This is a genomic window from Flavobacterium frigidarium DSM 17623 (genome assembly GCF_000425505.1).
GTDB classification, from domain to species: domain Bacteria; phylum Bacteroidota; class Bacteroidia; order Flavobacteriales; family Flavobacteriaceae; genus Flavobacterium; species Flavobacterium frigidarium.
On the sequence record NZ_KE384394.1, the window covers coordinates 68,917 to 82,301 of the forward strand.

Annotated in this window: 13 protein-coding genes and 1 riboswitch; of the genes, 3 read left to right on the top strand and 10 right to left on the bottom strand. The window is 35.5% G+C overall.

From position 1 onward, the window contains the following. Positions 1–27 precede the first annotated feature (27 nt). The 10 genes from H603_RS0116100 to H603_RS0116145 form a co-directional block, all read right to left on the bottom strand. Positions 28–738: a HesA/MoeB/ThiF family protein gene (locus H603_RS0116100; RefSeq protein ID WP_026709589.1), complete on the bottom strand. Its 711-nt coding sequence runs from the start codon at positions 736–738 to the stop codon at positions 28–30. A 172-nt stretch (positions 739–910) separates the two neighbouring features. Further along, positions 911–2,026, bottom strand: coding sequence for a 2-iminoacetate synthase ThiH (gene thiH / locus H603_RS0116105; protein ID WP_026709590.1), 1,116 nt, complete (start codon positions 2,024–2,026; stop codon positions 911–913). A 192-nt stretch (positions 2,027–2,218) separates the two neighbouring features. Continuing rightward, positions 2,219–2,992, bottom strand: a complete 774-nt coding sequence (locus tag H603_RS0116110; RefSeq protein ID WP_035676263.1) for a thiazole synthase — start codon at positions 2,990–2,992, stop codon at positions 2,219–2,221. Further along, on the bottom strand, positions 2,973–3,611 hold the full coding sequence (locus H603_RS0116115) for a thiamine phosphate synthase (RefSeq protein WP_026709592.1): 639 nt from the start codon (positions 3,609–3,611) through the stop codon (positions 2,973–2,975). The genes H603_RS0116110 and H603_RS0116115 overlap by 20 nt, the downstream gene beginning before the upstream one ends. After that, positions 3,604–4,359 (bottom strand): hydroxymethylpyrimidine/phosphomethylpyrimidine kinase, encoded by a 756-nt coding sequence (locus H603_RS0116120; protein WP_026709593.1) that lies wholly within the window; start codon positions 4,357–4,359, stop codon positions 3,604–3,606. Before H603_RS0116120 ends, H603_RS0116115 begins: the two co-directional genes overlap by 8 nt. Then, complete coding sequence (locus tag H603_RS0116125; RefSeq protein ID WP_026709594.1) at positions 4,332–4,925, bottom strand: thiamine phosphate synthase; 594 nt, start codon at positions 4,923–4,925, stop codon at positions 4,332–4,334. The genes H603_RS0116120 and H603_RS0116125 overlap by 28 nt, the downstream gene beginning before the upstream one ends. A gap of 40 nt (positions 4,926–4,965) precedes the next feature. Next, entirely contained in the window at positions 4,966–6,789 is a 1,824-nt protein-coding gene (thiC, locus tag H603_RS0116130) for a phosphomethylpyrimidine synthase ThiC (RefSeq protein ID WP_026709595.1), read from the bottom strand. A gap of 244 nt (positions 6,790–7,033) precedes the next feature. Continuing rightward, the gene (gene thiS, locus H603_RS0116135; protein ID WP_026709596.1) at positions 7,034–7,240 is read right to left on the bottom strand and encodes a sulfur carrier protein ThiS; all 207 of its coding nucleotides are present in this window, start codon (positions 7,238–7,240) and stop codon (positions 7,034–7,036) included. Between the two features lie 65 nt (positions 7,241–7,305). Beyond that, positions 7,306–7,402: riboswitch (TPP riboswitch) on the bottom strand. Positions 7,403–7,516: 114 nt separating this feature from the next. Beyond that, entirely contained in the window at positions 7,517–8,089 is a 573-nt protein-coding gene (locus H603_RS0116140) for a DNA-3-methyladenine glycosylase I (protein WP_026709597.1), read from the bottom strand. Continuing rightward, positions 8,082–8,729: a queuosine precursor transporter gene (locus tag H603_RS0116145; protein ID WP_026709598.1), complete on the bottom strand. Its 648-nt coding sequence runs from the start codon at positions 8,727–8,729 to the stop codon at positions 8,082–8,084. Before H603_RS0116145 ends, H603_RS0116140 begins: the two co-directional genes overlap by 8 nt. A gap of 644 nt (positions 8,730–9,373) precedes the next feature. Between H603_RS0116145 and H603_RS0116150 the strand changes: the two genes are divergently transcribed. The 3 genes from H603_RS0116150 to H603_RS0116160 form a co-directional block, all read left to right on the top strand. Then, complete coding sequence (locus H603_RS0116150) at positions 9,374–10,138, top strand: GLPGLI family protein (protein WP_026709599.1); 765 nt, start codon at positions 9,374–9,376, stop codon at positions 10,136–10,138. Positions 10,139–10,149: 11 nt separating this feature from the next. Continuing rightward, the gene (locus H603_RS0116155) at positions 10,150–10,797 is read left to right on the top strand and encodes a GLPGLI family protein (RefSeq protein WP_026709600.1); all 648 of its coding nucleotides are present in this window, start codon (positions 10,150–10,152) and stop codon (positions 10,795–10,797) included. Between the two features lie 10 nt (positions 10,798–10,807). Continuing rightward, on the top strand, positions 10,808–13,385 hold a 2,578-nt coding region (locus H603_RS0116160), incomplete at its 3' end, for a peptidase associated/transthyretin-like domain-containing protein (protein ID WP_035676267.1).

The following is a 13,385-nucleotide window of genomic DNA, read 5'->3' on the forward strand; positions in this document are numbered from 1 at the left end:
CAAGTTCCACTTTAAGATTTATAAAAACTAAAACTTCAACTTAGTAAACTGCCAGTTCAACGTACTGAACAAAACCAACTCATTCCTTAAACAAGGCAATTCTAATATCACTTTCAGCGTTTCATGTGCCATCATAGTCCCAATCATTCCTGGCAAGGTTCCCAGAACACCATTCATGCTACAATTGGGCACATCCTTTGGATCGGGCGATTCAGGAAACAAGTCTCTAAGATTTTTACTTTTTCGATGATTAAAAACCGCAACTTGCCCTTCAAAACCTAAAATACTTCCATAAATTAATGTTTTGTCGAGACTCACACAAGTATCGTTGACTAGATAGCGAGTCGCAAAATTATCAGAACCATCTACTATAACATCGTAATCCTTTAAAATAGTAACAGCGTTTTCCTTGGTGACCTTTTCAGGTATCGCAATCACTTCAATCAAAGGATTTAATTTATGCAAAGTCGTTTTGGCAGTTTCAGCTTTCGACAACCCTACTTGATCTTCAGTATATAAAATCTGTCGGTGCAGATTGTGAATTTCGATGGTGTCAAAATCAACGATGCCAATAGTGCCAACACCCGCTGTGGCGAGGTACTGGAGAATAGGACAACCCAAACCTCCCGCACCAATTACTAGAACTTTGGCTTTTTTAATCTTGGCTTGCCCAGCATCTCCAACTTCGGGTAACATGACTTGGCGGTTGTAACGTAAAAAATCTTGTATAATGCTCATTTATTTTGAGTGATTAGTTATTAGTAACTAGTGATTAGCACTTAGTAAAAAAGTAATTTTTTAATAGTGAAAAGTGGAAAGTAAATGAGTTTTCAGTTTGGGCGCAGCATTATAAGCTAATTAAACTGTACCGAAATCATCTTTTGCAATCAAGGAATTCCTCCTTCGGGGGTTAGGAGGAAAAAGTTTTATCCCAATCTTTCCAAACGGGTTCGTAACCGCTATTCGAAATTAAAGTGGCAATTTCTAGAGCAGAGCGTTCGTCACTTATTTCAAACTGTTCCAAGGATTGCGGATCAACTACATAACCGCCAGGATTCGTTTTAGAACCTGCGCTCATGCTTGTGGTTCCAATTGGGATAATGTTGTTTCTAAAGTTTTCATTCTCTCGAGTCGAAATCGAAATCTCTAAGTCTTCATTCCATAAACGATAAGCACAAATCAACTGCGTCAAATCGCGGTCATCCATGATAAAATTAGGGGGAACCGTTCCTTCAGCCGGACGCAGCCTAGGAAACGAAACGGAGTACTTTGTTTGCCAATAGGTTCTTTGTAAATAATCCAGATGCAAAGCGTTAAAAAAACTATCTGTGCGCCAATCCTCAAGACCTAATAAAACTCCCAATCCTATTTTGTGTATCCCCGCTTTCCCAATGCGGTCTGGAGTATCTAGTCTAAAGTCAAAGTTGGATTTCTTTCCCTTGGTGTGATACTTTTTATACACATCCTTATGATAAGTTTCTTGATACACTAACACCGAATACACACCAGCTTTATGCAAACGTTCATATTCTTCTTGGGACAAAGGTTGCACCTCAACCGAAATAATTGAGAATTGATCTTTGATCACATCAATGGCGTTCAAAAAGTAATTGATATTTACCGTATAGTTAGCTTCACCAGCGACTAATAAAACATGATCAAAACCCGCTTCTTTAAGTGCAGCGACTTCTAATTTAATCTCAAAGTCCATTAATGTTTTTCGCTTGATTTTATTATCGAGACTAAAACCACAGTAAGTACAAATGTTTTGGCATTCGTTACTCACATACAAAGGAGCATACATTTGTATGGTTTTTCCAAAACGTTTTTTTGTCAGCTCATGTGTGAGTTGTGCCATTTCCTCTAAGTAAGGTTGCGCTGCAGGCGAAATCAAAGCTAAAAAATCATCTAGATCCCTTTTAGATTTGGCTAATGCTTGCTCCACTTGTTTTGAAGTACTGGCATAAATTTTAGATTGGATTTCGTCCCAATTGTATTTTTCGAAAGTAGATTTGAATGTTGTCATAAGCTTAAACGCAAAGTACGCTCCTATTTTTATCACAAGATTCGCTAAGCTTGGCCTACCTAGCATTCTTACCTTGTGAAATTTATACTTGAATTGATCATCTTAAACGCGAAGCGTGCAAGGTTATCGAGCAGTTAATATAATTTTTATTGACGAAGTCTCCCCTCCTTCGGAGGGGTTGGGGGAGGATAATTAGTATAAAAACGACGTCAGCGGACTCGATGCCACGGCGTGCTTATATTGTTGTCCTAACCTGGCTTCGTATGCTTTTCTTCCAGCAATAACTGCTTCCTTAAAAGCTTCCGCCATTAATTTCGGATTTCCTGCGACTGCAATAGCAGTGTTCACTAAAACAGCATCAGCGCCTAATTCCATAGCTTTTGCAGCATCTGAAGGTGCACCAATCCCGGCGTCGATAATTACGGGGACTTTGGATTGTTCGATAATAATTTCGAGAAAATCGATTGTCTTAAGTCCTTTATTGCTCCCTATAGGCGAGCCCAAAGGCATCACGGCCGCTGTTCCAGCATCTTCTAGTCGCTTGCACAAAACAGGATCAGCATGAATGTACGGCAATACAATAAAACCAAGCTTGGCTAACTCCTCTGTAGCTCTCAACGTCTCGATGGCATCTGGCATCAAGTATTTAGGATCGGGGTGGATTTCTAACTTTAGCCAATTGGTTTCTAATGCTTCTCTGGCAAGTTGAGCAGCAAAAACAGCTTCTTTAGCGTTTCTAGCTCCAGATGTATTGGGCAATAGATTAATGTGTGAATGCTGTAAGTGTTTTAAAATGGCATCTGTTTCTGTTTCCAGATCAATGCGTTTTAAAGCTACGGTGACCAACTCACTCGCTGAGGCTAGAATGGCTTCTTCCATTTGGACATTCGAACCAAATTTTCCCGTTCCTAAAAACAAGCGGGATTCTAATATTTTGTCACCTATTTTAAACAATGATGGTTCCATAAAGGTCGTTTTTAAGTTGTTTGATTGTCTTTTTCTTATCTTCTGATTGTGTAATTAAACCCGAAACCGCAATACCATGGATACCGGTTTCCATTAACGCAGGAATGTCATCTAAACCAATTCCGCCAATCGCATATACTGGAGTTGTAAGTTCATTTTTCTTCATCTCATTCAAAATCGTTTGGTAGCCTTCGAGACCTAAAATCGGACTCAAATTTTCCTTTGTAGTTGTAAATCGAAACGGACCTAATCCTATGTAATCGCATCCATTTTGTATGTGGTTTTGAATATCTTCAAAAGTGTTTGCAGTAGCTCCAATGATTTTTGTGTCTCCTAAAATGCTTCGCGCTTCTTTGATTGACATATCAGTTAATCCCAGGTGGACGCCATCTGCCGCAATTTGTTGGGCGAGATAGACATTATCGTTGATGATGAAATTCGCTAGGTATTCCTCGCATAAAATTTTTGCGGCTTCCGCCAAAGCAAAAGTTGCGTCAACTGACTTATTCTTAAAACGAAGCTGAATCCATTTGCAACCGCCGTCTAATGCTTGATGGATATTTCTAGTTTGTTCCTCGACCGTGTTTCCTTGCGAGATGTATTGTAGTTTGTTAAACATAATGATATCCTAGTTTGGTATGGTTTGACAATAGGTAATTTTCGATATAAATTTTGGCATTTTTACAAGCATTCAAAACGTCTTGTTCTTTGCTAAGATTAGCCGTAATTGCCGATGATAATACGCAACCCGAACCGTGTTTTTCATATATTTCGCTGTGATGCGGTTCAAGTCTAAAAAAGTGCTCTTTGGTATACAAATAATCAACTCCAGGTTCACCAGGATTATGACCACCTTTCAATAAAACAGCACAATGTTCTGATAGTGTTTCGGCTATAGATTCAGGATCTGTTTCTTCTTTAGATAGTTTTATAATCTCATTGTAATTGGGCGTGATTAAATCTATTTCGCTTAAAATAAGTCGTAAAGACTCATAGTTTTTAATTTCTAAAAAATCAAATGTAGTAGAGGATTTCACAACGGTATCCCAGACAATTTGAGTTGCAGGAGACAGTTGCTTAATAAGTGTAACAATGGTTCCTAAATAAAATAGCGAAGGAACAATCCCAATTTTAACAGCCTTAATTTTATAGGTATTAAAAAGCTTTTCTATGGAACGTGTTGTGAATTCTAATGAAGTCCATTCTATTTCATAGAAATTGTTTTCTGTCTGGATTGTGTTTGCCGTATTGATAGCCAACCCATAGACTTTATGCTGTTCGAATGTTTTACAATCAGCCACAACTCCTGCACCTCCAGAAGGATCAAAACCAGCAATACTCAATACAAACGGGCGATTTTTTGACATAATTTAAAATTTTGTATGGGTTGATTAGTATTCCAAATACTTCCTAATAATGCGACATCATCAAAACCAAACTGAAATGTTTTTTCGATATTTTGGGCTGAAATTCCACCTAAAGCGACTAGTTTCGTTTTAAAATTGGTGCGTTCGGCAATTGCTTTTTCAGCATCCAAATCAGATTTGTAATTGGGTTTAGAAATACTTTGATGTATCGGACTTAAAAATGCGTATTCAAAACAATGGTCTAGTTTATTAAAATCAGCCATGGTATGTGTTGAAGTCGATTTGGCAAAATCATCTCGACTATTTGTTGATTCCAGATCCAAAGTTGCTCTTGCGTTTTCAGTAAAATGAATGCGATTGATACCAAAATCCTGTGCTAATTGATGCTGCTGGTGTAAAACCAATTGCGATCGATATTCGAGTTCAATTTTCGATAAAAACAGTTTCATGTCTTCCTCTGAAAAATCAGGTTTCCGCACATGAAGCAACTCCAATCCACACTCAAAAAGAGCGTGAATGGTGTTGATTTCATTTAGTATCGAAATTGGATTTGTGATTACAATCATAATCTTGACTCTTGGATCTTTATTCTATTTTCTTTTTGGACTAACTATAAATCTCTTTCCCTTGTTCGATAAATTCTTCTGATTTTGCTGCCATCCCTTTTTCAGCTTCGGCAACGTCACGGATTTCTTGTGATATTTTCATAGAGCAGAATTTAGGTCCGCACATCGAACAAAAGTGTGCAACTTTGGCACCTTCAGCAGGCAGTGTTTCATCGTGAAATTCTCTTGCTGTATCAGGATCTAATGATAAATTAAATTGATCTTCCCAACGAAATTCAAATCTAGCTTTACTTAAGGCATTATCACGGTATTGAGAACCAGGATGACCCTTAGCTAAATCAGCAGCGTGAGCCGCAATTTTATATGTAATCACACCATCTTTTACGTCTTTTTTATTGGGTAAACCAAGGTGTTCTTTTGGCGTTACATAACACAACATCGCACAACCATACCAACCAATCATCGCCGCTCCAATAGCTGAGGTAATGTGATCGTAACCTGGCGCAATATCAGTCGTTAACGGGCCAAGAGTATAAAACGGAGCTTCGTCACAATGTTCTAATTGTTTCTCCATATTTTCTTTAATCATGTGCATGGGAACGTGACCAGGACCTTCAATAAATACTTGAACATCGTGTTTCCAAGCGATTTTAGATAACTCACCTAGAGTTTCTAATTCGGCAAATTGTGCAGCGTCATTAGCATCTGCAATAGAACCTGGACGCAAGCCATCACCAAGAGAGAAAGCAACATCGTATTGCTTCATGATTTCGCAAATGTCTTCGAAATGCGTGTATAAAAAGTTTTCTTTATGATGAAACAAACACCATTTTGCCATGATAGAACCACCACGAGAGACAATTCCTGTAACACGCTCAGCAGTTAAGTGAATGTAACGCAATAGTACTCCAGCGTGAATAGTGAAATAAGAAACCCCTTGTTCTGCTTGTTCGATTAAAGTATCACGAAAAACTTCCCAAGTTAAATCTTCGGCAATTCCGTTCACTTTTTCCAAAGCTTGGTAGATAGGCACCGTTCCAATGGGCACAGGAGAATTACGGATGATCCATTCTCTAGTTTCATGAATGTTTTTTCCGGTTGATAGATCCATAATGGTATCTGCTCCCCAACGGCAAGCCCAAACAGCTTTTTCAACTTCTTCTTCTATTGTTGAGGTAACAGCACTGTTCCCAATGTTGGCATTTATTTTTACTAAGAAATTTCGTCCTACAATCATCGGTTCACTCTCTGGATGGTTGATGTTGTTCGGTATGATGGCGCGTCCGCGAGCAACTTCGGAACGAACAAATTCTGGTGTAATTTTGCTTTTAGGTGTGTTTGCTCCCCAGCTATGCCCTTGATGTTGACACTGCATCGCTGCTGATTGATCGTTTAATTGCTCAATACGTTGGTTTTCTCTAATGGCGATGTATTCCATTTCTGGAGTGATGATACCTTGCTTAGCGTAATACAATTGGGAAACGTTTGCTCCTTTTTTAGCACGCATCGGTTTGTGTAAATACTCAAAGCGCAGGTGGTTCAGCTTTTCGTCATGTAGTCTTTCCTTTCCGTAATCAGATGATATCTCGCTTAGCTCTTCTACGTCATTGCGATCTAAAATCCATTGTTCGCGAATGCGAGGCAATCCTTTGCGGATGTCGATTTCGATATTGGGATCAGTGAACGGTCCCGAAGTATCGTAAATAGTAATTGGCGGATTTTTCTCGATGCGGCCATTTGACATTTTTGTATCGGCCAATGTGATTTCGCGCATCGCCACTTTTATCGGGTGGATGTCACCATCGATATATACTTTTTTTGAGTTTGGAAATGGGGTTCTTGATATTTTTTCTTCGTTTGTCATTTTTTATATGTCTTAAAGGTTTGATTGTGTGTTTATGGAAGGCGGATTAACGCGGACTTAATTATTTGTACCATCTGTTTTTATTGGGCGAGAATTGCACGCAGATTAAAAGGGTTTTTATAGATTTTTTAGTTTGTGTACTAGAATTTTTCTTTTCTTCCCAATAGTCTCTTGCTTTTGACTAATCACTCTTCACTAATTACTATTTACTAATCTACAATAGATAGCCCGCCCGAGCAGCCAATTAGCCTCCTTGGGTTGCGGAAATAATTAAAACAGTATCGGTTTCTTTTAGGGGATGGGAATTCCAGTTGGATTTTGGAATTACGGTGTCGTTGATGGCTATAGCGATTCCTTTTTGTTTTTCGGGAATTTCTAAGTCAAGAAGTGCCTGAACAGTTAGGTTACTGCTGGCAAAATGTTTGTTTTCGTTGTTGATTTTTAGTTCCATTCCTTTTGAATTTAGTATAGTTATACTTTAGGAATGGCTAGAAGTTGTCCCAAAAAAGGGACTATGGAAGTCATCGTACTTTTCCCTACGCTAGTATGAACTAGATCAGGTTCAGAGGGTAATTCTCAGCCTACAAAGTTGTAGACACCCCTAAAGTGAACCACAAATGTAAGGGTTTTTTTAGTTTGAAGATTTTTTTTTCAAGTTAAATTTTTATCATCAAATAGTAATTTTTGTGAAATCATCTAATATTGAGTAAAGAATAGCATGTGAAAATCAGCTTTTTTTCCAGCATTTTTCGACGTGATCATTGACAATTCCTGTGGCTTGCATAAAAGCATACATGACCGTAGAACCGACAAATTTAAAGCCTCGTTTTTTTAAATCTTTGCTAATTTTATCAGAAAGTGGGGTAGTAGCAGGGACGTCTTTTAGCGTTTTTGGGGTGTTGATGAGTGGTTTCCCATCTGTAAATTCCCAAATATATTTGGAGAAAGAACCAAATTCATCTTGGATTTTAAGGAAATGCTGTGCGTTGGTTACAGCCGAATATACTTTGAGTTTGTTGCGAATTATGCCAGCATCTTGCAATAATTCGAGAATTTTATCGTCGCTGTAGGTAGCTATTTTTTTGTAATCGAATTGGTCAAAAGCAGCACGGAAATTTTCTCTTTTATTGAGAATAGTAATCCAACTCAAGCCTGCTTGAAAAGTTTCGAGTAATAAAAATTCAAATAATGTAGCATCATCATAAACGGGCGTTCCCCATTCTTGATCGTGATATTCTTTATACAAATCGCTAGATAAACACCAGCCACATCTAGGCTTTTCGTCTGTGAAATTATTCATTGTGCAAGTATTTTTCGATTATAGAATGTCCCAAATAAATTAATGGAGTCAAGGCGATGGCGATGATAAGTTTTACAAAATAACCCGTAAATGCAGATGCTATAAAAACCTCTGTCGTCATTTTACCCGTCATCCAAAAAGCGATTCCTAAAACGATAAAGCTATCAAACAATTGTGAGATGACAGTTGATCCTGTACTACGTAACCAGATCATTTTGTTACCCGTTTTGTTTTTTAGGAAATGAAAAACAGTGACATCGATTAGTTGAGAGACCATGAAGGCGGTAATGCTCCCAACGATTATCCACAAACTTTGACCAAAAACACCGTTAAATTGGTTGTCAGATACGAGTCCGTCACCTGCAACGGCTGGAATTTGCATCGCTGCATAGATAATTACAAAGGTATAGGCAATAAGGCAAGCGGTTATTAGGGATAGTTTTTTGACGCCTTTCTCCCCAAAGTATTCATTGATTAAATCAGTAGTAACAAATACGATGGGCCATGGTAAGATGCCTACGCTCATGAGGTAGGGACCAACTTGAATTAATTTCCCACCAATCAACTCGGCTACAACAGCATTGGTGATGAATATTCCGGCTAGGATGATGTAAACGGTTTCTTTCTTGGATTGAAGCATAAAAATTGTAAAACTCAAATTTAGTCTTTTATTTTTTTATTGAAAACCAAATTATTGCTGTATCGAAATGATTTATGGCTTATCATTTTTGATAGCATTTGGATGTTTTTAATATCATTCTGTAATAAATCATTGTTTTTAAAGTATTTACAAACCCCAGTGTTTATTGGCTATTAGGATTAATCTTATATTATTTTTACAATTTGTACGATAAATATTAGGTTATATTGTTTTTTTTTTTTGATTTGTTCTCGGACGTCCAAAACCACTTGTTAAATAGTTTAACAAGGAAATAACCAAATTATTTTTAATGTTATAAAAAAATTATTTTTTAGTGCGGCTTTAGTAGTCGCTTTTTCTTTAACTTCGTTTGCTTCTGAAAAAGAGGAGTTAAGTAAAAATGAAGTTATAACAAAGGTTGAAACAGAGCTTAAAACAAAGACTGAGGTCAAACATACAAAGCAGGAAGATGATACATGTGTAACTGTTGTCATCGAGTGGAATGATTATGGAGCAACTGAAGACGGAATGTATTTGACGTTTAATAAAATTGAAATTCAAGTTTGTGTCTAGAATAAGTTAATTTTATAAGTAGTAGTCAGGAGCGGTTAACAGCTCCTGATTTTAAAAAAAAAAAAACATCTATGAAATTTTATTTAGTTTTTGTCTGTTTGACTTTGTCCGGTGTTTCCTTTGCTCAAAAGAGCGTAAAAATCAGCTATGAGCAAAGAATACTATATAGCGATGTTTTTTTTAATCAAGTTCCTGAAAATGAAAGGGAAGAGCTTAAAAGAATCCTTTCTTTGCCAAATTATTTTGAGCTTACAAATAATGGAGATTTTTCATTGTTTAAAAGCGTAAATTCAAAGGAAGAATTTATTGCTTCTAAAAAGGTTAATACGACTACTTCAATCCATAATGGATCTGTAATAAAACCATTTAAAATGTGGATTTTGAAGAATCATATTAAACGAAGTAACTTAGAGGATTTGCAAATCATGGATATGCATTATTATTATGAGAGTCCATTTACTGATATTGACTTGATTTATGATAATAAAATAAAAAAGATTGATAATTATAGCTGTAAATCAGCTTATAGTATTTCGCCTTCAAAAGACACAATAAGATACTGGTATACACAAGAAATTCCAATATTAGACGGTCCTTATACTATGACAACTATTCCTGGTTTGATATTAAGTGTCGAAGAAAAAAGGAAAGTGATTTATATTACCAAAATTGAATTTTTTGATAAAAAAATAATTTTTGAAGATTTAGATAAAAAAATTCTTTTTGTAACGGCAGATGAATTAAAAAAAATAAAAGAGGAAATGTTGAAGCCAAAGTCATATACCGATGAAAATGGGGCAAAGCATACAACAGAAACAAAATATATCAAACCCTAAAATAAATGACAATGAAACATGTTTTTTACATTATTATATTTTTCTCAGTATGCATTAAAAGTTATTGTCAAAAGACAGTTAAAGTTACTTTTGAGAATCAATTAATTGTTTCTGAAGCGTCGTTAGCAAGCGTGCCAGAACACCTCAGAAGTGCTGTTTTGAAACAATTAACAAGCGTGAAGATGCTGGCGTACATGTGTTTCGAAAACAATAAGGTATACTATGAAAGTAAATCTCAAAACAAACAAATTGAACAAAAGGGAGTGGTTAATGACGGGGTTTTAAATAATGAAGGTACAATTTCAAAAGATCTGTCAACATCTGTAAAATCTAAACATTCAAAAATAATTAAGGATAGTTATAATAATACTTATACGATGAAGAACAATGGTAAATTAGTGACTGAAAAATTACCTATAGTTAAATGGAAAATTACTAATAAAAAGAAAAATATTTTAGGTTACAATTGTACGGAGGCAGTAGGACTGTATAATAATAGTAAGATATCGATCTATTTTACAAAAGAGTTGAAAAAAGTAGCTAGTCCAGAAAAAATACCTTTCATAGATGGTGTAATTCTTGAGTATAAAGACGAAAAGTCAATAGGCAAAGCGATAAGAATAGAAAAAAATCAACCTTCAATTAAAAATTTCTTATAAAATTTGTATTTTGAATTTAAAATATTTGTTGTTTCTTTTTTTTCCAATTTTTATTTTTTCACAAAGTAAGATAACTATAAAAGTAGTCGATGATAAGCATGAAGCTGTGTCTAGAGGTATTGTAGTTATAAATCAATTAAATAATCAAATTGCTTTTGGAACAACTAACAATCAGGGTATTTTTGAAAATGATTTGCCGTTAGGTACTTACATTTTTAATATAAAAAAACTTGGATATGCACCAATCATGGAGGTTGTAACTGTTAAGGGAAATGTAGATCTAACTTTTGTGATGCTTCCTGAACTAAACCAGCTTGAGGATGTTGTTATTAAGGCACGTCCTAAAATATTGCGCATCAAAGAAGATACTATTTCTTATAATCTTAAAGCAGTAGTTGATGGAACCGAGAATAAAATTGAAGATGTTATAAAAAAGCTTCCTGGTCTTGAGGTTGACGCGGATGGTAAAATATTTTACAAGGGGGAGAAGATTAATAATGTATTGATTGACGGCAATGAATTTTTTGGCAACAAGCATCAAATGGCTACTCAAAATATCAATGCTGAGATGATTGAAGGCATCGATTTGTATACCAATTATTCAGGCTTTGCTATCGCATCTGGAGGTGATAAAGGGGTGGCGCTAAATTTGAAAACGAAGGACTCATATAAAAGTAAATGGGTTTCTGATGCCGAGCTAGGCTATGGTGGTAAGAAGGCAATGCGTTTTCATACTAATTCATTTAAATTTTTTAAGAAGGGTAATTTGGCTATTATATCAGATTACAATACCATTGGTAATGTGCCTATTTCATTGGAGGATTACAGCCAAATGAAAGTAGCTGGCAATGATGACGCTGAGTCAAGTCGATTAACAGATATCGAAGTGCCTTCATTTTTAAATCCTACACCGTTTTATAAAGAAAAAAACAATAAGTTCATTGGACTTAACTACACGAGCCTTGTTTCAGCTCGGTCAAAAATCACTTTTTCAAATACTTTTAACGCTGCAAACTTACTCGAAGAGAATTATAAAACGCAAACAAATTTAGGTGTTGAGGATAGTAAATTATCCTATTTTGATCAAAAGAAAGGTTCGTATGTTTTGAACAATACTGCTGTAAAATGGGAATTTAATAAATCGGCTAATACGTTTTTGTCTTATGTGGTTAATTTGACGCCAACAGATGATGAGATCAATCAAAACTTAGTCAGCGACTCAAATCGAACTACATATAAAAATAGTAGTGAAGGTTTGAGATTTTCACAAGTTTTTAAAGTGCAAACTACTTTTTTAAAGGATATTAAGTATAAAGGGGTAATAAGGCACGCTACAAAGGCAAATGATCAAAAATTGGGTTTGAGTGGGGATGAAGTGCTATTTGACTTTGATACGCAATCGCTTGAGCAAAGAAGTAGGCTAAGTGGTAATAGTTTTGATTTTTATAACTCATTTAGTTTATCTAAAAAGTCTGATTTTTTTGGTGTAAAATTAGATCTTCTCAGTCAGAAAGAGCAATTTGAAAATGATATTGACGTAAAACCATTTGCAATGATATCTGTAAATTTAAAGAAGCAATTACTGCAAGCTAATTTTAGTTGGACGAGGCAGTGGACTCCAAAAATTCAATCTGTTGCTGGAGTTAGTACTAGTAATGTTAGTACTACTTATAACAGCGAACAAACTACATATTCTAGAGTAGAGCCAAATTTGAATGTATCCTATAACCTTGGTTTTCTAAGTAAAGTCACTTTGGGATACTCTTTGAATCATCGATTGCCACTGCTTTCTCAACTATTAAATAATGATGTCATTGAGGATTTTCAAACAATTAATAAGGAGAGTTTAGTAGCGTATAATAAAATTTTGCCTCAAGACAGTTTCTCTTTAAATTACTTTAATGTCAACGCAAAGACGAATTCGGTGTTGTTTTCATCTCTAAACTATAGTAAAGATCATCAAGCGGTCTCAAATAATGTAATTTATCAAAATGATTACGTTGAGAATCAAGCAACTTTAGTATCTGGTTCTAGTACACTAAGAGGAATTTTGAGTTACGATTTAAAAATTAAGAAATTGCCGTTCTCTGTTAAAAGCACCCTTGTGTATCTAGCGACCAAGGGGTTCTCTGAGTATAGTGGAGTAGGCAATGAATTTAATTCGAATAATTTTAGTGGTAAAATTAACGTGAATTCTAATTTTAAAAATTCAAATGTGCAGGTTGCCGTCGATTATAAGTTTAGTAGGCGTCGCTTAGAACAAAGCTTATTTGCTTTTAATAATGTAACGGTCAATCACCAAATTGGTTTAAAATTACGTGGCAAAAGCACCAATAAATTAAAATGGGATTTGGGATTTGTTATTGATAATCAAGATTCAAGTTTTAATACCAATCAGCTTTATTTCTTGAATGGAAGCGTACAGTATTTAGTCGCTAAAAATTTGAAGTTGTTATTCAAAGGTAATAATATGCTAAACTTAAAAAATAGTCAGCTAATAACTACAGCGTTCAATCAAAGTTTCTTTACAGAATCGGTTATTTCGATTATGCCAGGGTACATGATGCTAGGAGCTAATTATTCTTTTT

Excerpts from the sequence above, each read along its gene's own strand:
- H603_RS0116100 (WP_026709589.1), bottom strand. The coding sequence starts at position 738 with ATGAGCATTATACAAGATTTTTTACGTTACAACCGCCAAGTCATGTTA.
- thiH (WP_026709590.1), bottom strand. The coding sequence starts at position 2,026 with ATGACAACATTCAAATCTACTTTCGAAAAATACAATTGGGACGAAATC.
- H603_RS0116110 (WP_035676263.1), bottom strand. The coding sequence starts at position 2,992 with ATGGAACCATCATTGTTTAAAATAGGTGACAAAATATTAGAATCCCGC.
- H603_RS0116115 (WP_026709592.1), bottom strand. The coding sequence starts at position 3,611 with ATGTTTAACAAACTACAATACATCTCGCAAGGAAACACGGTCGAGGAA.
- H603_RS0116120 (WP_026709593.1), bottom strand. The coding sequence starts at position 4,359 with ATGTCAAAAAATCGCCCGTTTGTATTGAGTATTGCTGGTTTTGATCCT.
- H603_RS0116125 (WP_026709594.1), bottom strand. The coding sequence starts at position 4,925 with ATGATTGTAATCACAAATCCAATTTCGATACTAAATGAAATCAACACC.
- thiC (WP_026709595.1), bottom strand. The coding sequence starts at position 6,789 with ATGACAAACGAAGAAAAAATATCAAGAACCCCATTTCCAAACTCAAAA.
- thiS (WP_026709596.1), bottom strand. The coding sequence starts at position 7,240 with ATGGAACTAAAAATCAACAACGAAAACAAACATTTTGCCAGCAGTAAC.
- H603_RS0116140 (WP_026709597.1), bottom strand. The coding sequence starts at position 8,089 with ATGAATAATTTCACAGACGAAAAGCCTAGATGTGGCTGGTGTTTATCT.
- H603_RS0116145 (WP_026709598.1), bottom strand. The coding sequence starts at position 8,729 with ATGCTTCAATCCAAGAAAGAAACCGTTTACATCATCCTAGCCGGAATA.
- H603_RS0116150 (WP_026709599.1), top strand. The coding sequence starts at position 9,374 with ATGAAATTTTATTTAGTTTTTGTCTGTTTGACTTTGTCCGGTGTTTCC.
- H603_RS0116155 (WP_026709600.1), top strand. The coding sequence starts at position 10,150 with ATGAAACATGTTTTTTACATTATTATATTTTTCTCAGTATGCATTAAA.